We start from the raw sequence: 23,885 nt of genomic DNA, 5'->3' as shown, positions 1-23,885 counted from the left end.
TTTTAACCCTCACTGGTTGTAATACCCGTACTTTCAACATACCAGTAGCTGTATGGATCGCCGCTGATAATATCAGTTCCGGTATCAGGGCTGGTGATGACGTCATTCACCGTTACCGTTATTGTCAGTTTGCTGAGCAAAGAAATATCAAGTGTTGAACTTATTGATTCTTCGAAAATATTTCTCAACTTAATCAGGCTAAGCGGTTTACCAGCATAGATACTGTTGATATAGCTGATAACATTGGCAGATATCAGTTGCTGGACAGTTGAATTTGCCAGGTAGTTATTCCCACTCGTTGCCCAGGCAAAGTTAACAGTCACAAGCTGTTGCAATGGAATAACGAACGGAATGACATAATTATCAGGCCAGTCATTTACGGTAATAGAATTGTTCCTGAGGTTTGGGGTTACAACACCTCCTGATATCCATGCTGGCATAGCACTGGTATCAACACCAATGCTAAAAGTATGTGCATCAATTACCGTGATAGTCAGATCCACACCATTAAGTGCTGTCATGCCGACAATGCCGGATATCTGTATCACCTGCCCAGAGCTGAATCCATGGGTGATTTCAGTTGTAGCTACACCAGGGTTAGCCTGGGTAATTCCTGTTACGTTCAGCGTGCATCCGGAAAGACGGCTTATGTCACCTGCAGATTTCTGGATTGCACCCGCCATGCTGTAAACATCGCCACCACCACACATAATTATCCAGTTACTTCCGCTCTGGACAACAGAAACAAGGCGAGAAACAACATTTGCAACTTTACTGAGGGTTGTACGGATAAATGCCGGGCTTCCTTCGGTAGTAACCATGCCTGCATCCCAGACCCTTGACCGAAATTGCTCTACCGTTTCAGTCAGTGAACCAGGTGTACCCGCTGTGGGATTATTACAGGTTAGTGTTATGTTATTTGGCAGGCTTGTTGCGATATTAGTAACACTTCCTGCGGGGACAGCCCATGAACCAGATGTATTAGCTATACAGGTTACAGCATCTGTTGTACCGGAAGCGGGAATAATCACTGAATCCTGCAGCACATACTGATAAGTTCCGTCACTGACAATAAATCCCTGGGGGATATTAAATCCTGGTGGGCCAGAAAATGTTTCCTGAACTGAAGTGTAGCCCTGGGTTCCGATTGCAGGAACGCCAGCCTGCTGAGCAAGCAGATTAAGCAAAAACTCATTGGCACTGAGCGCTCCAGCCCCCTGAATAAGATCAACTCTGGCCTGATCACAAACCAGGAGTGCACCGACTGCTGTGCTTACCATATCCTCAATAAGCGAACCTGGTAACTCGGTAGTGATTCCGGGTGATAAAGCTTCTGCATTTGCTACGACCAGTGCGCGTAAATCAGATGATGTTTGCGGTGCCGGCCCGCTTGAATCGTAACTGACAGGCAAATCACTCATGAGTACACTTCCGTAATAATTTTTGCGCCTGAATTTGTGATAACCGAAACGTTATATACGGGTGGATCATCACTTACCATAGCGATTTGTAATGAGGAAAAATACTGAGAAAACTGCTGTTGCAGTCTGTTGACGTAATAAGTTGGCAGTATCTGCTGAATAACTGACGATTGCGCCGGAATGCCATTATTGGCATAAAATGGAGATTCACCGGGGGCCAGGCGGAGATTTTGTATGAGATTGGAAATAAGCACCATATCGTTATAACCATTATCATCCGTGGTTATCTCCACCCATTTTCCATTTTTATCGCGACCATAAGTTCTCATTGCGTGATTTTCCCGTTAAATGAGCTTGTCGGCCCTGTGGTATTCGAACCGCCATTACCATTACCGTGGACATGACTGTTAAGCCATGTAAGCAACGCATCCCATCCAGCTGACATAATCGCCGGGCTGGTAGAGGCCGTGCTATCCTGAAGGTTTCCTGCGACTCCTGTCAGGCTCCATTTCCCTGATGTTAGGGTAAGGACTGTACTACCAACTGTGACCTGAAATTTATCAGGTGCAGCTATAGTGATACTCTGAGGGGTAAGGAGAAATGTCGTATTGCTGTTTGCATCCCTCAGCGTGACACCTTCAGGACCATAAATTGTCACGACTGATGGATCAACGCTTTGCCATTCGGTATTGCTGATTGGCAGATAAACCAGTGCACTTAAATTTGCCGGAGGCGTAAGGTCTGCCACCCCACCACCCTGACCACTCATACCACCCAGATAAGCATCTGCGGGAATGACAATTCCCTTATCGCCTTTCTGCATGGGGTAACGAATGTATTCCGGCCCGAATAATGGAATGGTTACCTGGGGCAAAATAAATGGGATGTTTTGCAGGCTGAATGAAACGGTAACCATCTTCCCTGACTGTGCAACCACCGTAGCCGGGAGTATCTTTCCTGCCAGCTCCATTACATCAATAACTTTTTTTTCGGCAAACTGGTGCATGTTACGTGCAAAATTTATTTTCTGCGCGATACTCATGTTGTAATTGCCTCAATCACGGTTGTCCATCCGCTGGCGTCAGGAATTCGGCTGTTTCCGATAATGCGTACAGACGTGACACGAAAAACACCCGCAAACGCTGACTTATTTCGGTAGTTTGGAAGAGAGCCAGGGAGATTGATAACTGTCTGTACGGCTTCTTTCGGCATTTTTATATCATCCCCGACATTGATATCCGCACGCATTACCATAGTCAACATAACAGTCTGTGGTCTGATCCAGTTTGGCTGGCCATTAAGATCGTTAAAATTTATTTTTTTAATTTTATTCTGTTTTACTGGATTCCCCAGATTATCCCAGGCTTTTATTTCCTTCCCAACAACAGCAATTTCCACTCCAGAGTAATCAGGCTGGCGGATAATGCTTTTACTCATACTGTTAAGGTAACTGGATAATGACTCCAGCGTTCCACAAAACATAGGGCTGTCATAGCTGAGTATCAGGTTATCGCTAATATTGATAACGGGCGTATAGGACGGGAAGCCCACCTGAAAGCACTGGGTAAGTGCCACTGAAAGCTTTTGCCCTTTCTTCCATGGTAACGTGACATTCATTGGCCCTGTAGGATTAGATGATGATGCCACCGGCCCATACCGGATAATCATATCCAGTGACAGGTTAATTCCCTGCCAGTTACCATAGGCCTGCCAGATAGTCCCTTCCAGCACCAGACCATACTGTTTCTCATTGTATGCAGCGGTGGCGAGGGGTAGACCTGGCATCATTCCAACGGAAACACTTATCGTTTTACCGGGCAGGTTTTGATTTGCCTGCATCATGCTCTTCTGATCAAGCCCATAAACCCTGACCAGACATTCCCCGGCTGGTGTAGACATCCCATACTTCTGAATGTCAAATTCAACCATCAGGCAATTGGGATTAAAAACACCATTGAGCACACTGCTGAAGCAAAAATCATCCAATTTTTTCCCGGTATCAGGATCGGTTACCTGTATATCGTAATATCTCATCAGCTGGTAACCTCTATTTTCCCGTCAGGTGTACGCCACACCATCGTTGTTGAGGTGAATACACCAAATAACAGATTGATATCAGCGCCCACGGGTGACCCGGTAACTGCCCGTGTAAGTACCCTGTTACCCGATCCGTCTTTTACAGTCAGATACCATCTTTGAGCGGCAATATTCCAGCCGATTGAACAGTTATAAACAGTTCCGTCCAGGGTGGGTGTAAATGAAACAGCGCTCTGCTCATCGCCTGTAAATGTGTATGTCGTCGTGGTCATCAGTTACCCCCAAGACTACCCACCAGCCCGGTTATCTGTTTAATCGTATTCCCAAGGTCTGTATTACCGAGAGCATTCTGAGCCGTAGTCCATGCGCTGCTGGTTAACTTACTCCCCAGGTCAATACCGTTAAGCATGTTATTCAGTGCAGATGCAGCCTGGTTTTCAGTAATGAGAGGCTTCTCAAACATAAACTGCCATGTCGACTGAGCAATTTTTTCATTTTGCCCCGTGATATCCATAACGGTTTTGAGAATACAGTTTTCAAAAATTGCAGCTGGCGTAGCAACAATATATGTTCCTCCCAGGCTGGCATGTGACTCAAGCACGGCCTGCAATGCTGAAAGCGTGACCAGTTTTGTCATGGCACCGTTGCTGGAATTAACCGGCGCTTTCATAATCATCGGGATGCGAAGAGGCTTTTTAAGAATGGCGTTCGCGGCCACATTCTGATTAGCAAAAGGATAAGTTGCTATATCGTAATCAATCAGCGTTCCACCAGGGCCAGGTTGCCAGTGGCAAAAATACTGATCCAAATCAGTGAGGCTTGCCGAGCCAGTAATCAGCCCGGTAACGAAGCTGGCGCTCTGTGTTAAAGCAACAACAGGGAGCATTCCCCCGGTTATTCCTGATGCAATACCATCTGTGAGAATAACCGGGGATATTTCGAATCCCAGCCGGTAGATTTCACGCGTGAAACTCATCCGTAAAAGCCCCCGAGTTGAGAAGATGAAATTAATGCGCTTGTGCCTGGCTCTGAACTGACAGCGATTGATGGTGCAGGACGTGTTGTTAATGCATTCAATATTTGCTGCAGTAACTGTTCAGATTTTGAACTTCCTGTACCATTACTCGCAATTTGCGTATCTGGTCCCGCAATATCCTGACCGTACATTGCCCGATACTGTTCACGCACGCGACCAGCATACTGCTGATTTTCGATACTACCGCGTCGTGATCCTCCGTTGTAATAACGCAGGGCCTCATCAATATCGCCACCGGCCTGTTTCATAGCCCAGTCAAAAACCCTTGCACCAGCCATAATGTTATCGCGAGGATTAAGAAGATTTTCTCCTGGTCTGGCATTGCCAGGCATAACCTGCATGAGACCAATTGCCCCGGCTTTACTTATTGCTGCAGGGTTCCAGTTTGATTCGGCCCCGGTAATAGCTTTAAGTACTCTCGGGTCTTCGCCGTATTTTTTAGCAGCTTCTTCAAAATAAGAATCATACTGCGATGGCGTTACACCTGACTTCCTTTTTAACCACTTCAAAGGACCCCATACACGGGGGTCATTTTCACTACCCGGAACATAGCTTTGCCCCGTTTTCGGATCAGTTACGGTATTGCTGCTGGTTATCTGCGAGCTACCTTTCATGAATTCAGAAAGGGTGGTTTTACCAGAAAGCAAATCAATAAACCTGCCTATGGCATGCCCCATATTTTTAAGCGCATCCATGAATGACCGGACATCTTCAGAAAACTCTGGAGATGTTAAATAAGTGGCAAACCGTTTAACTCCGGATGACAGCGCATCAATCCATTTACCCAGTTCAGGGGATTTAAGCACCGTATCAATGGCTGAAGAAAATGCGTCAGATAATCGGGTAAGCTGGGGAGCCAGCGGAGCAAGACCACGAATAAATGAGTTTTCAATAGTTATGCCACTGCGCTGTAACTGAACATTAAAATTCTGCCATTCCCTCTGAACCTGGTCGCTTATTTGTAATTGTCTGGAGTCCTGCTGTGCACGCCGTGACATGGCATCGATTTCAGCATCACTCATATGCTTAAACCGGTTAAGGTCATCCAGGCTGAAGATATCAGTTAACCCTGCGGCCTGAGCGCCCTGTAATGTGCTTCCATTACGGATAAATGTATCTCGTGCGCCCTTAATCACTCGCGGCATTAATGATGCCGGGTCCTGATCGGGATTATTAATGCCCATAGCCGAAAAAATCCAGCGCTTGCTCACATCAAGCTGGGCATCACGAATAGCACCCATTGTGGCGACCGGGTTACTCACAGCACGCTGGAAATTAATAGCACCTGATTCAAGACCGCCCGTGGTAGTTCCCAGACCAAGCGCGGTAAATCTCTGTTGTGCGGCAGTAGCCGCTAACCGGTTTATTCCAAACAAACCACCCGCGCCCACAATTCCTGAAAATACGCCAAGAACTGCACCCCATGAAAGCAGACTAGAAGTGGCTTCTTTGATGTGGCCAGTAAAAGCTTTGGCTTCTCTGGATATGCCACTGAAAAAGCTTTTTGTTGCGCGGGCTGATTTTCTCAGTGATTCCTGGTGTTTATTTGCCTTTTCCAGAGTGTTGTTTAGGTTATCCAGCCCCTTATTCATTCCATTGATAGCAACGATGCCATCGGTAAAAGATTTAGCAATTAATTCAGCATCTGACTTTGCATTGCTTGTGGTTTTTTCTGTTTCCTGAAGCTTGTCATTAAACGATTTTGCCGCTGCGCCACCGGCAGCAATACCGCCTGCAACTGCCCGCCATGCCTCAGGTAATTTACTTACCGAATCCTGGTATTCCTTGTACTTTGAAAGGAAAGACTGAAATTGTTCATCATTGACGTCAATTTCAAGGACTGTTTTAGCGTCCATCAAGCATCCCCTGTATTGCCCTGATGATATGGCGCTGGCGGAACTTCAGCGGGCTTGAATTTTCACCAAGCCCTAATTCATTACACACATCGCGAAATCCTTCACATGCAGCCCATGTCAGGATGGTATGAATGATTGTTCCGGCTGGGCTTGCGGGTTCTGGATATTGGTATCCGTTTTCGACTTCGGTAAAGAATCGATGTATTCCGTAATATTCAATGAGGTAAGTTGCCCACTGTAGGCTTCGAGCGCTTTCCCCACTGTCGGAATGACCAGGTTGGCTTTCTGAATGGCAAAACCCACAGTAAAAAAAACAAGCTCTCCCTCAACCTCACGCAATTCCTCTTCGGTAATAATGCTGCGTTTTAATGCATCTTCCAGCATGATTTTCTTCCACTCGCCATTGTCTGACCAGATAACAGAAATCATGCGGTGAATGTCATCAATAATCGTCGGCTTTCCGGCTAATTCAGGATTAAGCGCTAAACGGTCATTAATCTCAGTACGCAGCATCATGGCGGCAACACGGGGAGCGCCCAGGCCACCAACCAGGGAAAAAAAGTGGTTAAACATAGAGCCCAGCAGCACACAGTTAATTTCGACTACTTCGTACGGAAGGGGGGTTACATGCAGATAAACCAGGGAGCCGTCATCACGTTCGATAGTACTCACCAGGTTAAGCTTTTTGTCGATTTTCATCCCTGTCAGCTCCACATGTTGTCGTTAACTACCAGGTAACCGCTGATGGTGATCAGATACCCAGCTTCCGTACCATTGAAGCGCATTTCGTTAAATCCCATCAGGAAGCAATTCAGGAGTGTATAGTCATCCATTGTCGTTGCATCCGGAGTTAAAACTACTTCACCCAATGCTGTATCGGTTTTGAATTGGTTCTGATAAGAAGCAGCAAGCCCCAGCGTTTTCAGCATGGCAACCGTGAAAGTGACGGGTATATATGGTGACTGGCTACCAATACGTCCCACCATGGCATCAATCATATCCGTCGCCTGTCCCTCTGGGCGCATGCTGATACCTTCTTTTGCAAGATATGACGCTGAAATATTTAGCGCAGAATTGCCCGTAACGCTTAACCCTGCCTTTACCCTATTGAGGTGTCCCAATGCTACTAATGGGTTTGCCATTGTTTATTACCCCACGAAATTGGTTACGTTGACGTTGAATGTAATGGAGTCAAACCCACGTTTTGGTGTCATTACTGCACTCAGGCCACCGTATTTACCCGCCTGATAATCTGACTCATTGGCAGCGGTGTAATCCGCGAAAGGAACCGCGTTAATTACCGCATTTCCGGCGTAATCACCGTTATTGAAATTGGTGTTAAAATCATCCGTTGTCAGTTTAGTTCCGACAACCTGACCCAGGATAAGACCGTATGTGATGCCGTTACGCATGGTTTTAAGGGCGCGTTTCTGCAACCGATCAATTCCGACCTGGTCGTAATAAAGTGGGTTAATCGTGGTATTGGAACCATTGATGATTTCGTTTGCCAAATCCAGTTCGAGATTGATTGCTGCCCAGGCGACGGAATACCAGTAATTGAACGGGTTGCCATCCAGCATGTTCCCTTTTACCAGCATCATATTGCTCAGACCGCCCTCTGCGGCAGTACCGATATAACTGATGTTGGCAGACTCCAGAGCTGTAAGAATTTCGCTGTTCCCATCTACCGGGTAAGACGTGGTGCCATACATGAACCGGTAAGACATGGGGGGGACTTTATTGGATGAACCAGGGTCATTAGAAAGCGATGACTGAAACGGGGCCGCCATGGAAAATTCTGTTGCAGGAATATCAGGCGATTCAACCAGAGCCATAACGTTGGGGAAGGCTTTGGTCACCCATGCAGAATATGTTAATAATGTAGTTGTTACAAAAAACTTAACCAGGTTATTCGGGTTTGTGTACAGGCCGCAAAGCGTTTTGAATGTTGCCTCAGTGTCCCACGAGCGCGGGGTAAGATAGCTGAAAAATTTCTGATAAGTGTTACCCATGGAAACATCTTCAGCAATAAAGGCAGCCAGTGTAGCCACTGATGCTGAATCAGAAGCATGCTCACCCAATTCGAGAACATACACAGACCTTGTTTTACCCTGGGCCCAGAAAGAGGTATTCATCTGGGTAAGTTCAGCAGCAGCATAAGGGGAAACAGTACCCAACACCGTAGCTGAACCCGGATTAGTCGCCATTGGGATGGTAAATGCCGTGGTGCTGATTACTGTCGCAGTAAATGTACCGTTATATGCGCCCGGGGTTACCCCAGAAATGGTTACCTTGACATTATCACCAATACCCCAGCCATGAGCGGCCTGTAATTCAATCAGCGATACATTATTTCCTGAAGTGCTTGCCTCCCAGGTAATGGACTGAATGAGTTCAGACGCCAGAATTGCATTAATATCCGTTGCGGTCGTCAGTAACTGGTAAGTCCCGGCCGTCAAATTAGTGCCACCCTGTGAAACAAGAGCACCACTCTTTAGCAGAGCAGAGGGTTTCGGTGGATTAGTCACCGAAATATTGATACTTACAATCGCCATTTATTGTTTCTCCGCATTGATGGCCGGGATTGCAGACATAATCAGCTGTCGGGCAATATTCCGCACCCTTGACTGGTAATAGTTAATCTCGAATTTAATGGTTTTACGCATCGCAATAGCATTCAGCTCGTTTTGCGGCACGCGGTCGTCCTGGATAAATGGAATGTTGGTAATGCCGAACTCAGCAGAAGGACTGAGCGTGTACTCATTGACGTAGCGAATGAAATCCATCGCCGCAGCATTTTTAAGTCCGGTAATGGAAATAACCACATCTTCTGACACCAACTGGCTCTGATTCGATTCGTTATCCAGGTAATAACCACCAGCGACAGGTTTCACATTACTGCATTTTGCTGTGGCAAACGGCGGCGTAGTGTTCTGGTCTGCCAGCATGGCCGGGTAAATCGGCATATATTTGTTCAGCCCCATCCATATTGGAAGGGAACTGGACACAACAACGTCGCTCAGGTCGATATCTGATGGGTTATTAATAATCTGGTCACGCATGACGGACAGGACGGCATCGCCAACATAATGGAAAATATCAGCTTGGGTATAACGACTGTTCATTCGTGAAAATGCAAACTGTGTACCGTCATAACTTCCGAGGTACAGCGTTGGCTGTCCATCACTGTTCAGCTCATCTATCTTGTCCTCAGAAGTAAAAATAATGGTATTTATTGCCTGTACTGATTCATCAGTCTGTGCATTGACTGACTGACGGTGCAGACTTCCTCTGGCGGTAAGTGTCAGTGGTTTGGTAATCCCGAGAGATACCAACACAGAAGGGTCAAGAATTGAGGCATTAACCCAGTATATCCACCCGTCAAGTGGTAATACCTGTTTAACATACAATTGAAAAACGATTTCCTGACGTGAGGAAATTGTCTCGATGGTTGTATCAAGAACGGATGAAAGTTGTGTGTTGACCTTTGCCGCCGCCTCATCAAGAGTCGGCATTGTTGTCTATCCACGCAGTGAAAGAAGATTTGAACAGGCCACCATCAATAAACGATGGTCGTCGTTCGCCATACTGCCTTTTCAGGCGTGAGTTTTTACCTTCAAGGGCCGCCTGGGTAGGAACGCCGTCAACTGAAAGTCCGGCCATTTCCTCCCGTTCCAGGAACAGGTTAAATGCACGGATAGTGTCGCCCAGTTGCTCATCCGAAGAGAGAGGCGCACCAAACTGAATATGGTTCTGAATTGAAGCTATAAGAGCATCACAGACTTCTTTTCTTACCTCGTCACCATGTACCCGGTAGAAATTGGTAAACAACTTATATTTGTCTTCCAGAATTTCTGCCACTTCAAATGTGGTTGCCGAGGTATTCCCATAGTCATATGGAATATCAATAACGCCAAGACAGACTTTCATGGTGTATAACCCCAGATGGGCCCGAGTTCCATGAGCGCCGCAATTACCTGTCGTCCAAACGGGTCCTGCATCATGGTGAGGTCCATTAATGAAAGGTTTGTTATCGCATTACTGACAACCATATTCCCCGATGTTCCGTTATCTGCTGCGCCAGTGAGCACGCCTAATAACTGCTTTCCAATCCCCAGCGATTTGCGCATATCAGCAAACCAGGTACTTGGCGCGGTATCGTTGGCATAATTCAGCAACATTGATACACCCGCGCTGTAAACCGTATTAACGAAAATAATCGGAACAAGCTCAAAACCCATCCCCACATTTAACAGTTCATTTGCCTGGTCATAAGATGCCTGAATCATAGGATCATCATCGGCAATCGCCGAAACTGGAATACCGGCATTATTACGAACAAAAGCGAGGAAACCGTTAAGTGTGGGGATGATTGCCATAATTAATTACTCACTTTAACGACTTTTTTGGTGGTTGATGGGGCGTTTTCCTGCTCCTGGTTTACCGCTTCACCAACAATTTCCAGGTCAAGTCCGTCGCGGGGTTTTTCTCCCGTTTTCAGCACCTCATTGCTTATGGTGTTGTTAATGGTAACCGCGCTGGCCTCAAGGATTTTTTGCGACATATCGTCCATGTTTTCTTTTTTCTGCTCATGACCGTGTTTGATCTGAGAGTGAGAAACAGGCTTGTCAATGGAATAACAGATTCCGCTGAAGTTACTGTCCACCTTAGTGGACTCTTGGAGTCCGTAAATTTCATGTTGCCAGACAATGTGGTTGACAACTTCTGGCGAATCTTCAATACAGATTTGATGGCCCGGCAAAATATCCTGGAAATAATGCTGATTATCTTCAGGAATTTTATAGCTGAATTTTCTTTTTTGTACCGAGCAGTTAGCAACGAAAAGTTTCATATTCACTCCAAAAAAATGGGGAGCTTATGCTCCCCTAACCGGTAAAAAAATAATGACTGTCAGCTATGAGCAGCTGAAAACAAAGTGATACCTTCAGGACGGAAATTCCACCCAGGGGTCGCCCGCATTGTATACAGCGTGGTCAAGCCGCCATCTGGCATTGGTGAAGGAATTTCTGTCGGCGCAGCAACGTCAGAAAACATTACGTTGATTGCCTGCTGGTTAGGAACGAGTGTGGCGAAAATGTTAGTGTTAATTGAGCTACGCGCTTCAGGCACAACAATTTCCGGGTTGGTGATGATGATTAAATCTGTTCCGCCATCACCTTTACCAATCAGCGTATCATCAGCAGCAAAAATGATGTCGTCACCAGTTGCATCCCCGGCGATATTTTTAACCATGGTGCCAATGGTCGCAGTACCCGCGCCGGCACGCTGATAACTGGTTAACTGAACGATACCCGTCCATTCCAGAACCTGAAGGAATCGCTGTGGAGCAAGTACAACAGTGGTCAGCGTCTGCCCCAGCAGTAACATTTTTGTTTTCTGCGTACTGATCAGATTGAGAATGTAAATTGCCAGCTCACCAGCGTCCCAGGTGTCATACGTTGTTTTACTGTTACTGTCGGAACCCAGAACGGCACGGGTGGCATTGGGAGAGTTAACAACGCCCTCGTTATTTGATGCCTGTACACCATAGAGCAGCATGTTACGTAACTGCTGTGCATGCCCCTGACGGTTTGCAAGTTGCAGCGCATCCGGGAGTGAATATCCCCAGCGGCTTGCTGCGTCAGTATCAAGATAGCTGTACTGAGAGCGGGTAGAAATACGATAGGTTTTCATCTGATCGTAAGTCGGTACCACGCTGGAAGATGGCAACTGACCAGGCAGAGACTGACCAACCTGCGCCTGCGTGCGGGCGCGTAAATATTTCTGGTATACAACCAGGTCACTTGACCCGATTTTTACTAATGGTTTCCCATCAGGCAAAATTTCAAAAGCACCGGATGCCATGCTGTATTGCATGATAATTTCCGGCATCATCATTGACGGCGACACTGTTGTAATCGCGGGTGCAAAAGCGCTCATCTTAACTCCTTAAATTTCAAACAGGCCGCAAGGCTGATCTACCCATTTAGCATTACCACTGCCATCAACTGAAACAACCAGGTTTCCGCTGGAGGAAACTTTTAACAGCCGGATAGCAACTTTAGGATTGCCTGAGGTTGCGCTGGAATAAACATCAACCTGATTATTGGTGACATCCCATACAAAACCGACGCCCTCATTAGAAACATCCGTGTTGCTTGCAGCTAAAGCCGCAACAGCAGAGGAAATTTTCAGAGGGATACGCGCATGGGAACCAAGGCGATAGTAATGAACGCTGCTACCGGCAGGGAAAAGAGGTACCGGGCTGCTGGGCGTTGAAATACCATGATAAGCCTGATTGCTCACCAAAAAGGCATTACAGATTGTTGTAGTGGCAATTTTAATGTCACTGCCCTGCACGGAATCTGCTTCTTTTGGCACACATTCAATAACACCAATGCCGCCATAAACCGAAGAAGTAACTCCCGAGTCAAGAACGCCCTGGCAAAGCTGTAAGCGAATGGCTGGATCATCCTGGGCATCACCCTGGATAAAGCCATTAGAGGAGATATTAAAGCTCCCGGAAAAATTACCCTGTGTTTTGTAGGGGTCAAAGCTGATATTAGACATTGTTCACAGCTCCTTGAGTGCGGAAGTTAACCACCTTGCGGGGCGGAATTTTGAAAGCTGAAAGCCAGGCGTTCATATCACCGGCATACTCAGTAATGACTCGCCCGGCAGCATCGCTGCGCGTACGCTTGTTCAGCATACCTGGCGTGCTGTTCATTTCAGCGTCGATGGCTTTACGCGCATTGGAATAAATTGCTTCTTCAACAACGGAAAGGACGGCAGAATCTGCAATAGCGCGGATATTTAAATCCTTATGCTCTGGAGAATATTTCTGCATCGCCATCAGCGCACGTTTGCGGTAATCAAGAGCCTTTTCGCCGGAAAGAGGTGCAGGCGCAGATTTACCACAGGCTGTATATGCAGAGTCGGCTTTAACGCGGGCATCTGTCATATCTTCATCAGCCTTTGTTTTTTCCTCTTCTGCCTTTTTGGCATCTTCATCTGCTTTTGCTTCATCCGCCTTGCGCTTCTCTTCTTCAGCGGCTTCGTCGGCTTTACGTTTCTCTTCCTCTTTTTCAGCCTCATCGGCTTTGCGTTTTTCTTCCTCGTCAGCTTTGGCTTTATCCGCTTTTTCCTTTTCTGCGGCTTCATCTGCTTTACGCTTTTCTTCTTCAGCGTCAGCACGTTCTTTAGCGCCAGCCTCCATGGAATCCATGCGAGCCATAACGCCATCAATCTTTTGAGAAACACCCTTAACGGCATCGCTCACAGCCCCCGCAATGAGGGCCTGCAGTTCTTCTTTATCCATATCAATGTCACCTTCGTTAGTAACCTCGACCCCTTGCGGGATTTTCTCTTTGTCCCAGACACCGAGGGTGCCGTGGCTCTCTGTGACCAGGGCAATGTGGTCTAACAAGTAAGGCTTGCCCTCAATCAAAAAGTTTGTTTCTCCATCCTGGACTTCAACGCTCCCGGACTGGTTATTGAAAACCACAGACGGGCTGGTAGATACCGTCTTTTTGGCGATTTCTTCGACGATTTCTCGCAGATAAATTCGGCATACGGCCCAGACTTCATCACCACGGATATAAGGCAGCATGACGCTACCAACAATGCGGGTTTTAAAGTCTTCTTCTGTCAGTACGGCTTTATCAGGGTGGTTGGCAATAACTGGCAATCCATTACATCTGGCAAGGAATTCATCATTAAGATAGAGATTCGGGTCACGCCAGACATGCTCATTAATTCCTGCCCGGTAAGCCAGACCGGTCCCCGTTATTCTTAGGTTGACCAGCCACATGTTGGAAAACTGAACGGGTGAAGGCAGTGTGCCATCGCGGATCCGTTGCGCTACTTCAAGTTCTGTTAAGTTCACGCTTACCCTTCTCCGTTAAAAATTCCTCAGGGAGCTTTTGTGGGGCATAAATCGGTATTGCCTCACAACTGCAATAGACTTCTTCACCTGCGGCTGTAATTTCGTCGTAATAGCCGTTCACTGGCTTTATCAGTCCCGCTTTCTCAGCCCATGAATCACGCAACAAATAAATGATTTCATCGCGTTCTTTATGGTCTTTACGGAAGTCATATCCGGGCCTTCTCCAGTTCGAATGCCACTTAAACGCAATGACACCGCCCTGAACTGCGAGCAGATATTTCACATTGCTTGTAAGCTTTTTCCCCTGGTCTATTGCCACACGGCGACTGATGTAATTCAGTTCGGTAACAGACTCTCTGAAAGCCTGCTTCTGAGCTGTTTTATCAATTTCACTGACACCCGATGGCGGGATGGATGACACCCAGCCGGAAAAGCGCTGAATGGTTCTTTCAATCGCCTGTTCTCGGTTGAGCTTAATCAGCTCAGCGCTGGCTAAAATTCGCTTATCAAGTTCCTTGCGGAGTTGCGGCTTTATTTTATCCAGCGTGATTTTTTTGGGTCCGTCAACGGGCTGGTCGCGAAGAGCGCCACCGTCAACGACCAGCCGGCTGTAAATAGCTGTCAGGTGGTTACGGGTTACGTTTTCGTCAGGCGCTTCCCTCCTTGCGGCCACGCGTAATTTACGGGACCACTCAAGCAGGGATTTTTGCGAATCCCAACCGTTTTCTACGTAGTAATTAACCGCTTCGGTCAGCACCTCAAACAGCGTTTTCTTACGCCTGGTCGCCCTGGTTGTTTTCGTTGCCATTTAGCGGTTCCGGTGGAGGTGGAACATAATTAGCCAGCGCCTCAGCATCAATGAGCAAAGGTGTGTCGCCATATGTTTCAGTGCCATTAACGATAGATGCCAGCCATTCAGCGGCAGTTGCCATATTTTCCGGATCGAGTTTTGCAGCCAGGGCGGTATAAAGAGAGGCGGCCTGTTGGATTACTTTGCTGTCACTCTCCCGGCGCTTGTCAGGGGATTCTTCAACCAGTTCCTGCCATGTTGCGCGAAATTCCCTTCGCCACCGGTAAAAGGTGGTTTTATAGTCTTCTGTAATGATGTCCGGATAATCATTTTTCAGTGATTTGTAAAAATCCTCACTCCATGCGATGTACTGAATGACATTCTCAAAAAAGGCCATCACTGGCTCAATTTCTTGTCTTTTGCTGTCGATGTACTGGCTTATCGCTTTGGAATCTTCCGTACCCTCACCAAAACCCTGAGTAAATGCTTCCTCTTTGATTAAAAGGGCCGGCACATCACTTCCCGCCGCAATATCGGCAATGATGTTATCGCGAGCGGTGGCGAGTGCTTTATCCAGGTTTTGCAGATTCAGCGATTCAATGTCATCCTGAGGACCAATGCTTATCACTCCGCCATTGCTGGCTTCTTTAATAATGTCTCGCTTTCTGCCGGTCGCAACGGCCATCAGTCCATTCATAACTGAACCGTTCTGCGTTATTTTCGCAACAATCACGCCCGCTTTCTGGCTAACCAGGTTACTGGCGGTCATTGTCTGGATATAAGACTTGAGCGGGTAAAGAGCTCGCTGGAAAACGCTTCGCCCGGTAAATCCGAATGAAGATGGCTGGAACTCAAGATAAATTGGCGTTCCATTAAATTGCTTTAATGTGCGTGAAGGATGCCAGTTACGATTCGCAATTTTTAATTGCTGATTTGCCCGTTGAAAGTCCGGACTGTTAGGATCCTGACTTGTAACCATGGAACCAGCCGTATTTAGCGGGTCCCACACATTGATAAAAATGTCATCTTCCGTGAGACCAAATGTCGGCAGCACATCGTCACTTGCGACAGAATGCGTACCTATCCCTATTGAAGCCGCACCATAGCATCGGGAGAGGAAAAATAAATCGCGAATCTTATTGTTGATGCCAAGACGGTTCCATACCTCTTCAAACTGGCTTACTACGCGCTCATCTGGGTCTGTTTCCACGTTATAAGTGCGTGGTTTACAAAGCGCCATCGAAATGGGCTTTTCCACCAGCTTTCCGCCCAGTGGGTGATACATCCACAAAAGCTTGCAGATTTTATAACCCACATCGCTTCCTGGCTGAATTTCATCAGCTGCAAGAATGTCCATCAGTTCTGAGCTGATGTTATTACTGAGGCTGATATCTGCCATTTACGTATCTCTTAAAGTGCGGCGCTGTTCCCGAATGCGATAATCAGGCCATAGGTGTAACAGTCAAAAAGGTCATCGGCGCGTTTATGCGCGTCCTTGTCTGCCAGGTGAAACCCTGCAATTTGTCGCCAGAGGTGGTTTGCGGTTTTCTGCTTGAATACGACTGTCTTGTTAAAGGCCTCATGCGATATCTTGGCTTTTTCAAGATAGTGATGACTGGAGGCCAGAATAGCCCTCTCGTCTTTTCCTTTGCTGGTCAGTACGGAATCAATGGGCTTCATGTCCCATCCTTCCGTTTGGGCTTTCTGGTTCAGAATTGCGCCCATTGCGGCATCTTCCATGAAGACACCGTAACTTCCCATGCGTGGACGGCACAGGGTAGCCAGACGTTCAAGGTTGGCGTAAACGCCCGGGATATACTCTGGAAGCAGTGAAGCTTTCATTTGAGTAACGTCCCAGTCGATTATCGTCAGGCGTGGAGCGGTATAAGTCTGCTCCAGTGCAAAGTACACGATGCCTGTGCCATCATTTTCAGTGCCACCCTTCAGTGCGGTGTCCATCACGGCAAAAATTGCATCACAGGTTGTCGGCGTATCAACTGGCTTCCCGTCAACAAACAGTTTTTCGACGTCAAGCAACGCATCTTTCGACCAGTCTACAAACTCGGCCAGAAATTCCTGCTGGAATACGCGTGGATCGTTATTCTGTCGTTCTTTCTCCAGTTCATCAGGAGGAACGAAAGGGTTATCAGAAGTCGGCGCATAGTGCTCATGGAAGCCATATTTAGGCTCATGGCAAATAGCGTAGAAGAAGTTGGCATCATCAATGCCGTCTGGCGTTGAAAATACCCAGGCGCGTCCACGTCTTGTCAGCAGCGTTGGCTTGATTGATTTGGGCCATATCTCTTCCAGCATTTCCGGTGATTTGGTAAATGCTGCTTCATCAATAAGCACGCAGTCATATTCACGCCCACGGCCAGCAAGTTTATTATCGTTGGTTACCCAGAAGTCTATCTTCCCTTTGTTCTTAAGCAGGATGCGTTTTTCACTTCGGGACTGGCTTCTGATTAACGGGCCGAGTATTTCAACCAGGGCGTCAAATATTTCCTGATACTGTCGGTATTCAGCGGTAAATATCCCAACCTTGCCTCCCTCTTTCCGGTCGGTGCCCGGTTTGGGAAATAACCTGGTAACATAAGAACAGGCCAGCGCCACCAGCATTACAGTTTTGCCGTAGCGGCGGCCACACCTGACTACGTTGTATTGAAATTCACTCCCTTCCGTCCAGATGCGAAGCTGCCCGGCGTGTAACTCCGGGATAAAGATTTCTTTCGCCATAGGGATGGATCCGGTTATTCTCCACCAGGAACGTTCAGGCCGCCATGAACGATAACGGTGCTGTCATTGCCACCGTTCTGGATGGCGAGTATTTCGGCTTTTAACCGTTCATTGGCAAGCTTCCTGCGCTCAAGTTCAAGCTCAGAAATGGATTGTTCCTGTCCATGGTCAAACCGTGTCTTATTCTCTACGGCTTCACGATAGGTTGTTTCTGCCTGCAATTTGGCAATGGCGGCTTTCGTACATTCAAGTGATTCAATTCGGGCCGTGTTACGGTGCATGGCCTTTTCAGCTGAACTGATATTATCCAGGAGGAACTTACGCGCCTGGCGGTTCGCTTCGTCACTGGCATCAGACGGATAATCTTCTAACTCAGTGCGCCAGCGTCCAATATTTTCGGCGGCTGTCAGGTTAGCAGCGCGTAACCAGAACAATTCATCGTCCAGGTTAATGGCTAATGAATCCTCCGTTGTGGCATCTGACAGCAGCAAACGACGACCATAGCCGCCATGCTTAACGGCATTCTGATTACCGGGCCTGGCGTTGTAAGGTGCGCGTTTCGCCCCCTGAGGATTTGCGCTTTTTTTGTCTGCGCAGATTTTGGGTGGTTTACTTTTTCCCTTTGATTTGTCACTTTTTTTTGACTGCGCACTGCGCACTTTTTTTTGCGCACTTTTCTGCGCAGGCAGCTTGATGTATCGGCGAGCAGATGTGTAATTCAGCCCCTGCGCTTCACACCATAATTTTGGTGAAATTCCATTCCTGGCATGGTCAGACAGGAACCGTTGCTGAAGCTCGCCCCAGTCCGGTTTTGCCATGGAAAATCCTCAATTCACTTTCTGCGAAATGCATAACTTGCTATTCCATCCCGCCCGAGTTCGCTTTCTGCTGTGTTGTGTTCCACCAGCGTGAATCCCTGTTCAAGGAACCAGCCGCAGATGCCCTCATGCGTCCAGTACCAGATATGCTCGTCGCGGCGATAATGACGCGACCGCAGGATGTGTTCTGCACCATCAAAGATGGGTACAGAGACAAAAATCCATTGTTCTGCCTTTTCCACTGCCACGTCCGGGCGGTCGATATGTTCCAGACTGTCCCAGAACGTAAGAGCAGGATAACGATCGGCATAAATATCTGCCCACATGCTGCGACTTTTAAGCCAGTCGATACCAGCCGGATTCACGTCATATCCTTTGGTATTCGGCCTGGCCTCTACAAACTGTCCCGCCCCGATGCCAACATCCACCACAGGGCCGTTATAGTGCCTGCCTACCAGTGCAATTCTGGCCGCAGTCAGCGTTTTACCCATTTCGGTATCAGCCATCTGTCGGTAGCGCTCAAAATATGCCGCATCGTATGGTCGGTAATTGGGCACGGGAAAGCGGCCCATACCAAGTTCAGGCAACCAGACAAGCCCGTTATTCAGTTCATGCGTGAATTGCTTCATGTGCCTTTCCGTTTCACTCGCTCAATAAACGGAGTTACCTTACTTTCAAGGTCACTTATCGTCTTGTCGCAGTTGTGTTTCATTTCCTGGCACATGCAGTAATGGTCAGGATAGATAAACAGGGAATCACTTAAATCCATGCACTCCGGATCCGTGATTTTTGAATGGTGATTGCTTCCGCCGCAGCCACCCTGAATGCAAAGCATTGGGCGACGGTAAGCAATGGCGGCCAGCATGGCGACACCAGGCCCGGTAACGCAGATGGATGAGCGTTCAATCAGGCCAAGCATTTCCAGTAACGTCAGTTCGCCGCGATTCAGTTTCAGGTCAGCAAATGGTTCCATGTCAGGTATCCACTCGGCACCTGGTTCTGTATCTGCAATACTGACCACATAGAATCCATTAAGGGAAAGAATTCTCGCTATCTGGTCTATGTATTTGTTCAATGGCCCACGGCTTGCGTTATGCCATTCGGTGCGCTCTGTCGTGGGGCGAATGAGCGCCAGCAGCTTATCTTCAGGAAGGAGCAGTTTTGGTTTCGGCATGGTGGGTAAATCCATCATTGCCGGCTTTACCCCGAACTGCTCTTCCATCGCTTTGAAAATACCACCACGCTGAAGGTGATAGTTTCCGTAAAATAGTCTGCGTGGCGCTAATGCCGGTTCACTCAGGGCGAAATTCATCGTGGAGCGCATTTCACTTTTTCTTTGCGTACGCAGACGGGTATCAGCCCGGACAAAATAAAGATGAGGTATTCCGACATACAACTCGGGAAGCGGCGTTTTAAGCCATACCTGATGACCTTTCATCACCAGCGCCTTAATGAAAGCACGTTGAATTATGTTGTCACCAATACCGTGCATCCCGTCGAAGTAGAGATTAACAGGCATTAAAGATGCTCTCCGGTTTGGTTACAGGGAAGCAGGTCAACTCGGTGTATCTGGAGGCATTGATAATCTCAACATCAGGAAGTTCGCACACCAGCGATGAAAAATCCGTATGCCAGCGTGATACTTCTTCCCGGGATGGATTATCCAGTCCGTGATGTTTACCATGCCAGTGAATGCCGTTTTTAAGCGAGCAGTCATATCCAAGCAGTATTATGCGTTTCGCCCCAAAATGTGACGCGAGGCGAATAGCCATTTGTCCTGAATTGAAGGCACCTTCAGTATGTCCCCCAAAGAGATTCACCCCATAAAGGATTTTTGCCCTCGGGCTGGTTGTCCATTTCTCAGCATGTGAAGTTATGTTGTCGTGATGCTTATCCCACCAGGCATAATCACCCGCAAAGATGTACTGGCACTCAGGAATTATTTGCCATGATGAGTTAACAGCAATGATGGGAAGGCCGGATTTAGCTGACAGCAGGCAGTCTTTCCGGCTAAGCGATGGACCACTGGCAATGCAAATAAAATTAGTCAACCGAGAATTTCTCTGTTTTATTACAGATTTACCCACTTAATACTTCAGCAGTAGTTGAACTAATAACTACCGTTCATAGGATCCATTTTCCTGCCAGGTATTTCATGAACGGTGCGGATGTTTGAAAATCTGACTGCTTTTTATCAATTTCTCCATACATAAAATCCCTCATTTCGTACCATTTTCGGCAGCGACGATATTCGTAATCAATTGCTTCTTCATTAAAAAACGTTAGTAACTCCGTGTTTACAATAAGCTCAGAAATACTGGGTTGATACCCTTCCACGATCGCCGCCTTGATATGCTCAATCATTTCCTTGCGTGAAAGCGGTTTAGTTTTATCTTCCTGAGTTACTTCAGTTTCATCCTCAAACACTGGAATGTAACGTACACTGTCAATGAGGTGGTCCCGGAAAATACGGGTTTCCAGCATGTCAGATGCTGTAAACAGCTCAATACCCAAACCACTACCAAGATTGATGTTGGGTTTATCTTTTGCGTACCCTTCAAACAATATGGTTTCTACGGGCTTACGGTCTTCGATGATGCTGGAAGGCCGAGAAAATTGTAGAAGCTGAACTTTCCAATACTTGATTAATTTCATTTTTGTTACCTTTTAGGCGTGAGCCTGTCGCATGGCAAAGTCGTCAAGAGCGAACGAATTACCCAAGCTCACTACTGAAAGTCTCTCTTCATTGCGCATGCGAAGCGCATAAAAAAGCCCCGCTATACGAGGCCGTTTTTTTTGATGTGGTGTTACAGATACTTTTCAGCCAGCGCTACCAGTTCTTTTTCGGCGTCAGAGCCCAAAGTGGCAATACCTGATTCGATAAACTGGATTTTTGCTTCAAAAGAGGCTTTCAGAGCAGCGAATGGGGAAGGTTGCTCCTGTGCCGCCTGCTCATCCTGTCCGGGTTCTTTTGTTTCTGTCTGCACTTGAGCAGCAGGTTCAGTATTTTCAGCAACGGGCTGGGGTTGCGCTGATACATCTAATACTTGATCGGTCATGGTCTTTTTCTCATGTTTAGTTAAGAGCCAGATAAAGGCCCGTTTCAGGATGTTCATTTGGTCTTGTCCCCGCACAACTTGTCCCACGTATCGTTATGCGCATTGATGGCGCGAACGGTACGAACGTCCATTACGTCGGCGTCTTTGCCGTGGGTGATGATGGGCTGGAAAGCAGTGCAGGAGGAATCGACGGTGACGTACTTAATCGTCGGAGTTGTATTTTGATTTGCGCATCCGGTCGCGAGCAGCAGCATCGCTGACAGAAGCATTTTCTGTTTTAACATCGTTTGCCACCTTGCTGATTTCAGCCTGGGTTTTTACGACCTGTTGAGCCTGTTGGGTTTCTTCTTTCGCCGCCTCAACATCATCAGCCGCCTTTGTCTGTACCGATCCGCTTTTGCGGCCAGAAAAATAAGCAAGACCAACTGCAATGATGCCGCCAAGAGTAACCAGCAGAAAACTTTTAGCCCCCGTGAATAACGCGATAAGTGCGGTCATTGCGGTTCCTCCGGGGGATTCAGTTTGTTTTGCCTGACGTACTGAGACAGTACCGAAGCGCCAATCAGGACATAACTGATAATCTGCATGATGTTGGGTGGCAGAATGGATTTAATATCCGGTGGCAATATCGCCCAGGCATGCATAGCAGCATCTGGAAAAGCCACCAGCCAGCCACCAATCGTAAACGCCAGTGCGTTAAGTCGCACAGACCATGTTTTATGCAGTAAATGCGCATGGCCGACAAAATCCAGTGATGTGTATTTACGAATCAGCAGCAATGCGATTACAGCCAACAAAAACGCGACGAACCATAATAGAAGAGTCATTTACGCAATCCCCGTCAGAAAAAGCTCACGTTCTGCATTGCGCCGACGAACCAGCCCACCCAGTATTTGTCCACCGGCCCGGCACCATTTTGGAAATTCATCTGCAGCGCCTTTATAGTCGCCAGAGTTAAGTTTTCTCAGAAGGGTTGATGTACTTAATGATCGGGTTCCCAGGTTGTATGAAAAACTCACCAGCGCGTCAAACTGTCCCTGGGTTAACTTCACCTTGACCAGTTTGTTTACTGCCTGCTCAAACTGAACAACATCACCACGCAAAAGACGCTCTGCAGTTTCCTGGTCAATTTTCATGCCTGGCCCGATTTTTTTTCCATCAACCGGGTAAGTTGAACCATATCCAATTGTCCATACACCAACAGAGTCCTGATACGATGTAAGGCGACATCCCTCAAAGCTTTTAATCAGATTAAGTCCGATTTCATCAATTTGCATTTCCGCCTCCAGAAACTCGACCCCACAAATATGTAATGGCAATCGAACCCATGGCACCGCTCACGCCTGCACCAGCCCATGTCCAGTAAAGACTTGCACCACTTTGCATAGTGACAAGTCCCATCATTACCCCGGCAAAACCTGAAACCACAATTTGTGCAGCGGCATTAGCCCAACTCCACACGGCCCGACTTTGCTTGATATCAATCAGATATCGGACTAAACCACCCCAGCAGGCCAGAAAGCCGACAACCAGCCAGGTAACTACCTCCGAGCTGTTTGGATCGTTATTCTGCATTTTCATAATCTCTACCTCACGCTGGAGGCTGTGTGTAAGTTAGAAAAGGAATAAAAAAGGCCAGCACAACACAATGCGCTACATGGAATGAGGGAAATGATTGTTGTGTGGCCTACCCAACCAGGGGGAAAGGTCCCTAAGGTAGTGGGATTTGGCGGCCTCTGCGCAAGCGCCCGGGAGATTGGGTTATGAGCCGTCTACCGGTGAGGCCTTTATCTGGATTATTCGACTCATTGTGTGAGGCGAATAGATTGATTGCAGTAGTGTGCGCCGATCTCACACTTCACGACCCAGGTATTACCAGAACCGATCATGGCAGGATTTTTAATCCTATCTGCTCTTTCACTGCAAATAAAAAGCCACTGGATTAACTAATGGCTATAAATTCTTTGCCACTAACCGTAGTGGCCACGCCCATGCCCTTGGGTCAGTAACCCCGGTTCAACTTTGTTCCCCGTTAGCCATAACCAGTGCATGATTGGCTATCACGCTGCTACGCCGGTGCTTCTTTTCTTATTAACCCTCACCAGATGCAAAGCTGGCTCTCTACGCGGAGACTCGGGGCCACATCATGACTGTAGCTTGTATGTGCGGTCTGTCCGTTTTACTGTCGCATGATTGGTGCCCTCCAGAAACGAGAAAACCCCACCATTGCTGGCAGGGTTTCAGTGT

General features: G+C 47.4%; 30 protein-coding genes. All 30 read right to left on the bottom strand.

Annotation, left to right across the window (positions count from 1 at the left end):
* Positions 1–2 precede the first annotated feature (2 nt).
* Entirely contained in the window at positions 3–1,421 is a 1,419-nt protein-coding gene (locus MPHASIOC01_RS03620) for a ubiquitin-activating E1 FCCH domain-containing protein (RefSeq protein ID WP_353613968.1), read from the bottom strand.
* Positions 1,418–1,750: a hypothetical protein gene (locus MPHASIOC01_RS03615; RefSeq protein ID WP_353613967.1), complete on the bottom strand. Its 333-nt coding sequence runs from the start codon at positions 1,748–1,750 to the stop codon at positions 1,418–1,420. The genes MPHASIOC01_RS03620 and MPHASIOC01_RS03615 overlap by 4 nt, the downstream gene beginning before the upstream one ends.
* Complete coding sequence (locus tag MPHASIOC01_RS03610; protein WP_353613966.1) at positions 1,747–2,463, bottom strand: hypothetical protein; 717 nt, start codon at positions 2,461–2,463, stop codon at positions 1,747–1,749. The genes MPHASIOC01_RS03615 and MPHASIOC01_RS03610 overlap by 4 nt, the downstream gene beginning before the upstream one ends.
* Positions 2,460–3,455 carry a hypothetical protein gene (locus MPHASIOC01_RS03605; protein ID WP_353613965.1) on the bottom strand — a complete coding sequence of 332 codons (996 nt, stop codon included), beginning with the start codon at positions 3,453–3,455 and terminating at the stop codon, positions 2,460–2,462. The genes MPHASIOC01_RS03610 and MPHASIOC01_RS03605 overlap by 4 nt, the downstream gene beginning before the upstream one ends.
* Positions 3,455–3,730 (bottom strand): phage baseplate plug protein, encoded by a 276-nt coding sequence (locus MPHASIOC01_RS27635; protein ID WP_405027751.1) that lies wholly within the window; start codon positions 3,728–3,730, stop codon positions 3,455–3,457. Before MPHASIOC01_RS27635 ends, MPHASIOC01_RS03605 begins: the two co-directional genes overlap by 1 nt.
* Complete coding sequence (locus tag MPHASIOC01_RS03600) at positions 3,730–4,434, bottom strand: hypothetical protein (RefSeq protein ID WP_353613964.1); 705 nt, start codon at positions 4,432–4,434, stop codon at positions 3,730–3,732. Before MPHASIOC01_RS03600 ends, MPHASIOC01_RS27635 begins: the two co-directional genes overlap by 1 nt.
* A complete protein-coding gene (locus MPHASIOC01_RS03595) occupies positions 4,431–6,350 on the bottom strand; it encodes a lytic transglycosylase domain-containing protein (protein WP_353613963.1) in 1,920 nt (639 codons plus the stop codon). The genes MPHASIOC01_RS03600 and MPHASIOC01_RS03595 overlap by 4 nt, the downstream gene beginning before the upstream one ends.
* A 117-nt stretch (positions 6,351–6,467) precedes the next feature.
* Positions 6,468–7,049, bottom strand: a complete 582-nt coding sequence (locus tag MPHASIOC01_RS03590; protein ID WP_353613962.1) for a hypothetical protein — start codon at positions 7,047–7,049, stop codon at positions 6,468–6,470.
* Positions 7,050–7,054: 5 nt separating this feature from the next.
* Positions 7,055–7,375 carry a hypothetical protein gene (locus MPHASIOC01_RS03585; RefSeq protein WP_353613961.1) on the bottom strand — a complete coding sequence of 107 codons (321 nt, stop codon included), beginning with the start codon at positions 7,373–7,375 and terminating at the stop codon, positions 7,055–7,057.
* A 123-nt stretch (positions 7,376–7,498) separates the two neighbouring features.
* The gene (locus MPHASIOC01_RS03580) at positions 7,499–8,905 is read right to left on the bottom strand and encodes a hypothetical protein (RefSeq protein WP_353613960.1); all 1,407 of its coding nucleotides are present in this window, start codon (positions 8,903–8,905) and stop codon (positions 7,499–7,501) included.
* Positions 8,906–9,865, bottom strand: coding sequence for a hypothetical protein (locus tag MPHASIOC01_RS03575; RefSeq protein ID WP_353613959.1), 960 nt, complete (start codon positions 9,863–9,865; stop codon positions 8,906–8,908).
* Positions 9,852–10,280: a hypothetical protein gene (locus MPHASIOC01_RS03570; RefSeq protein WP_353613958.1), complete on the bottom strand. Its 429-nt coding sequence runs from the start codon at positions 10,278–10,280 to the stop codon at positions 9,852–9,854. Before MPHASIOC01_RS03570 ends, MPHASIOC01_RS03575 begins: the two co-directional genes overlap by 14 nt.
* Complete coding sequence (locus tag MPHASIOC01_RS03565; RefSeq protein WP_353613957.1) at positions 10,277–10,729, bottom strand: hypothetical protein; 453 nt, start codon at positions 10,727–10,729, stop codon at positions 10,277–10,279. Before MPHASIOC01_RS03565 ends, MPHASIOC01_RS03570 begins: the two co-directional genes overlap by 4 nt.
* Before the next feature lie 2 nt (positions 10,730–10,731).
* Complete coding sequence (locus MPHASIOC01_RS03560; protein ID WP_353613956.1) at positions 10,732–11,202, bottom strand: hypothetical protein; 471 nt, start codon at positions 11,200–11,202, stop codon at positions 10,732–10,734.
* A gap of 59 nt (positions 11,203–11,261) precedes the next feature.
* Complete coding sequence (locus MPHASIOC01_RS03555) at positions 11,262–12,290, bottom strand: major capsid family protein (RefSeq protein WP_353613955.1); 1,029 nt, start codon at positions 12,288–12,290, stop codon at positions 11,262–11,264.
* 9 nt (positions 12,291–12,299) lie between these two features.
* Positions 12,300–12,920 (bottom strand): hypothetical protein, encoded by a 621-nt coding sequence (locus tag MPHASIOC01_RS03550; protein WP_353613954.1) that lies wholly within the window; start codon positions 12,918–12,920, stop codon positions 12,300–12,302.
* On the bottom strand, positions 12,913–14,235 hold the full coding sequence (locus MPHASIOC01_RS03545) for a DUF2213 domain-containing protein (protein ID WP_353613953.1): 1,323 nt from the start codon (positions 14,233–14,235) through the stop codon (positions 12,913–12,915). The genes MPHASIOC01_RS03550 and MPHASIOC01_RS03545 overlap by 8 nt, the downstream gene beginning before the upstream one ends.
* Positions 14,216–15,043, bottom strand: a complete 828-nt coding sequence (locus MPHASIOC01_RS03540) for a hypothetical protein (protein WP_353613952.1) — start codon at positions 15,041–15,043, stop codon at positions 14,216–14,218. The genes MPHASIOC01_RS03545 and MPHASIOC01_RS03540 overlap by 20 nt, the downstream gene beginning before the upstream one ends.
* Positions 15,009–16,424, bottom strand: a complete 1,416-nt coding sequence (locus MPHASIOC01_RS03535; RefSeq protein WP_353613951.1) for an anti-CBASS protein Acb1 family protein — start codon at positions 16,422–16,424, stop codon at positions 15,009–15,011. The genes MPHASIOC01_RS03540 and MPHASIOC01_RS03535 overlap by 35 nt, the downstream gene beginning before the upstream one ends.
* A gap of 11 nt (positions 16,425–16,435) precedes the next feature.
* A complete protein-coding gene (locus tag MPHASIOC01_RS03530) occupies positions 16,436–17,761 on the bottom strand; it encodes a terminase large subunit domain-containing protein (RefSeq protein ID WP_353613950.1) in 1,326 nt (441 codons plus the stop codon).
* Positions 17,762–17,775: 14 nt separating this feature from the next.
* On the bottom strand, positions 17,776–18,579 hold the full coding sequence (locus MPHASIOC01_RS03525; RefSeq protein WP_353613949.1) for a hypothetical protein: 804 nt from the start codon (positions 18,577–18,579) through the stop codon (positions 17,776–17,778).
* Between the two features lie 14 nt (positions 18,580–18,593).
* Positions 18,594–19,208 carry a methyltransferase domain-containing protein gene (locus tag MPHASIOC01_RS03520; protein WP_353613948.1) on the bottom strand — a complete coding sequence of 205 codons (615 nt, stop codon included), beginning with the start codon at positions 19,206–19,208 and terminating at the stop codon, positions 18,594–18,596.
* Positions 19,205–20,098, bottom strand: coding sequence for a hypothetical protein (locus MPHASIOC01_RS03515; RefSeq protein WP_353613947.1), 894 nt, complete (start codon positions 20,096–20,098; stop codon positions 19,205–19,207). The genes MPHASIOC01_RS03520 and MPHASIOC01_RS03515 overlap by 4 nt, the downstream gene beginning before the upstream one ends.
* Positions 20,088–20,630, bottom strand: coding sequence for a hypothetical protein (locus MPHASIOC01_RS03510; RefSeq protein ID WP_353613946.1), 543 nt, complete (start codon positions 20,628–20,630; stop codon positions 20,088–20,090). The genes MPHASIOC01_RS03515 and MPHASIOC01_RS03510 overlap by 11 nt, the downstream gene beginning before the upstream one ends.
* Positions 20,631–20,703: 73 nt before the next feature.
* Positions 20,704–21,234: a hypothetical protein gene (locus MPHASIOC01_RS03505; protein ID WP_353613945.1), complete on the bottom strand. Its 531-nt coding sequence runs from the start codon at positions 21,232–21,234 to the stop codon at positions 20,704–20,706.
* A 152-nt stretch (positions 21,235–21,386) separates the two neighbouring features.
* Complete coding sequence (locus tag MPHASIOC01_RS03500; protein ID WP_353613944.1) at positions 21,387–21,695, bottom strand: hypothetical protein; 309 nt, start codon at positions 21,693–21,695, stop codon at positions 21,387–21,389.
* 144 nt (positions 21,696–21,839) lie between these two features.
* Complete coding sequence (locus MPHASIOC01_RS03495) at positions 21,840–22,136, bottom strand: hypothetical protein (protein ID WP_353613943.1); 297 nt, start codon at positions 22,134–22,136, stop codon at positions 21,840–21,842.
* Positions 22,133–22,465 carry a hypothetical protein gene (locus tag MPHASIOC01_RS03490; RefSeq protein ID WP_353613942.1) on the bottom strand — a complete coding sequence of 111 codons (333 nt, stop codon included), beginning with the start codon at positions 22,463–22,465 and terminating at the stop codon, positions 22,133–22,135. The genes MPHASIOC01_RS03495 and MPHASIOC01_RS03490 overlap by 4 nt, the downstream gene beginning before the upstream one ends.
* Positions 22,466–22,915: a lysozyme gene (locus MPHASIOC01_RS03485; protein ID WP_353613941.1), complete on the bottom strand. Its 450-nt coding sequence runs from the start codon at positions 22,913–22,915 to the stop codon at positions 22,466–22,468.
* Entirely contained in the window at positions 22,905–23,219 is a 315-nt protein-coding gene (locus MPHASIOC01_RS03480) for a phage holin family protein (RefSeq protein WP_353613940.1), read from the bottom strand. The genes MPHASIOC01_RS03485 and MPHASIOC01_RS03480 overlap by 11 nt, the downstream gene beginning before the upstream one ends.
* Between the last annotated feature and the right edge of the window lie 666 nt (positions 23,220–23,885).

This window comes from Mangrovibacter phragmitis (genome assembly GCF_040429585.1).
Taxonomy (GTDB): Bacteria; Pseudomonadota; Gammaproteobacteria; order Enterobacterales; family Enterobacteriaceae; genus Mangrovibacter; species Mangrovibacter phragmitis.
The sequence above is the reverse complement of the archived record's forward strand: the minus strand, read 5'-3'. Positions and strand labels throughout refer to the sequence as shown.

Bases quoted from the DNA above. Each gene is read 5' to 3' on its own strand.
- MPHASIOC01_RS03620 (WP_353613968.1), bottom strand. From the start codon at position 1,421: ATGAGTGATTTGCCTGTCAGTTACGATTCAAGCGGGCCGGCACCGCAA.
- MPHASIOC01_RS03615 (WP_353613967.1), bottom strand. From the start codon at position 1,750: ATGAGAACTTATGGTCGCGATAAAAATGGAAAATGGGTGGAGATAACC.
- MPHASIOC01_RS03610 (WP_353613966.1), bottom strand. From the start codon at position 2,463: ATGAGTATCGCGCAGAAAATAAATTTTGCACGTAACATGCACCAGTTT.
- MPHASIOC01_RS03605 (WP_353613965.1), bottom strand. From the start codon at position 3,455: ATGAGATATTACGATATACAGGTAACCGATCCTGATACCGGGAAAAAA.
- MPHASIOC01_RS27635 (WP_405027751.1), bottom strand. From the start codon at position 3,730: ATGACCACGACGACATACACATTTACAGGCGATGAGCAGAGCGCTGTT.
- MPHASIOC01_RS03600 (WP_353613964.1), bottom strand. From the start codon at position 4,434: ATGAGTTTCACGCGTGAAATCTACCGGCTGGGATTCGAAATATCCCCG.
- MPHASIOC01_RS03595 (WP_353613963.1), bottom strand. From the start codon at position 6,350: ATGGACGCTAAAACAGTCCTTGAAATTGACGTCAATGATGAACAATTT.
- MPHASIOC01_RS03590 (WP_353613962.1), bottom strand. From the start codon at position 7,049: ATGAAAATCGACAAAAAGCTTAACCTGGTGAGTACTATCGAACGTGAT.
- MPHASIOC01_RS03585 (WP_353613961.1), bottom strand. From the start codon at position 7,375: ATGCGCCCAGAGGGACAGGCGACGGATATGATTGATGCCATGGTGGGA.
- MPHASIOC01_RS03580 (WP_353613960.1), bottom strand. From the start codon at position 8,905: ATGGCGATTGTAAGTATCAATATTTCGGTGACTAATCCACCGAAACCC.
- MPHASIOC01_RS03575 (WP_353613959.1), bottom strand. From the start codon at position 9,865: ATGCCGACTCTTGATGAGGCGGCGGCAAAGGTCAACACACAACTTTCA.
- MPHASIOC01_RS03570 (WP_353613958.1), bottom strand. From the start codon at position 10,280: ATGAAAGTCTGTCTTGGCGTTATTGATATTCCATATGACTATGGGAAT.
- MPHASIOC01_RS03565 (WP_353613957.1), bottom strand. From the start codon at position 10,729: ATGGCAATCATCCCCACACTTAACGGTTTCCTCGCTTTTGTTCGTAAT.
- MPHASIOC01_RS03560 (WP_353613956.1), bottom strand. From the start codon at position 11,202: ATGAAACTTTTCGTTGCTAACTGCTCGGTACAAAAAAGAAAATTCAGC.
- MPHASIOC01_RS03555 (WP_353613955.1), bottom strand. From the start codon at position 12,290: ATGAGCGCTTTTGCACCCGCGATTACAACAGTGTCGCCGTCAATGATG.
- MPHASIOC01_RS03550 (WP_353613954.1), bottom strand. From the start codon at position 12,920: ATGTCTAATATCAGCTTTGACCCCTACAAAACACAGGGTAATTTTTCC.
- MPHASIOC01_RS03540 (WP_353613952.1), bottom strand. From the start codon at position 15,043: ATGGCAACGAAAACAACCAGGGCGACCAGGCGTAAGAAAACGCTGTTT.
- MPHASIOC01_RS03535 (WP_353613951.1), bottom strand. From the start codon at position 16,424: ATGGCAGATATCAGCCTCAGTAATAACATCAGCTCAGAACTGATGGAC.
- MPHASIOC01_RS03530 (WP_353613950.1), bottom strand. From the start codon at position 17,761: ATGGCGAAAGAAATCTTTATCCCGGAGTTACACGCCGGGCAGCTTCGC.
- MPHASIOC01_RS03525 (WP_353613949.1), bottom strand. From the start codon at position 18,579: ATGGCAAAACCGGACTGGGGCGAGCTTCAGCAACGGTTCCTGTCTGAC.
- MPHASIOC01_RS03520 (WP_353613948.1), bottom strand. From the start codon at position 19,208: ATGAAGCAATTCACGCATGAACTGAATAACGGGCTTGTCTGGTTGCCT.
- MPHASIOC01_RS03515 (WP_353613947.1), bottom strand. From the start codon at position 20,098: ATGCCTGTTAATCTCTACTTCGACGGGATGCACGGTATTGGTGACAAC.
- MPHASIOC01_RS03505 (WP_353613945.1), bottom strand. From the start codon at position 21,234: ATGAAATTAATCAAGTATTGGAAAGTTCAGCTTCTACAATTTTCTCGG.
- MPHASIOC01_RS03500 (WP_353613944.1), bottom strand. From the start codon at position 21,695: ATGAACATCCTGAAACGGGCCTTTATCTGGCTCTTAACTAAACATGAG.
- MPHASIOC01_RS03495 (WP_353613943.1), bottom strand. From the start codon at position 22,136: ATGACCGCACTTATCGCGTTATTCACGGGGGCTAAAAGTTTTCTGCTG.
- MPHASIOC01_RS03490 (WP_353613942.1), bottom strand. From the start codon at position 22,465: ATGACTCTTCTATTATGGTTCGTCGCGTTTTTGTTGGCTGTAATCGCA.
- MPHASIOC01_RS03485 (WP_353613941.1), bottom strand. From the start codon at position 22,915: ATGCAAATTGATGAAATCGGACTTAATCTGATTAAAAGCTTTGAGGGA.
- MPHASIOC01_RS03480 (WP_353613940.1), bottom strand. From the start codon at position 23,219: ATGAAAATGCAGAATAACGATCCAAACAGCTCGGAGGTAGTTACCTGG.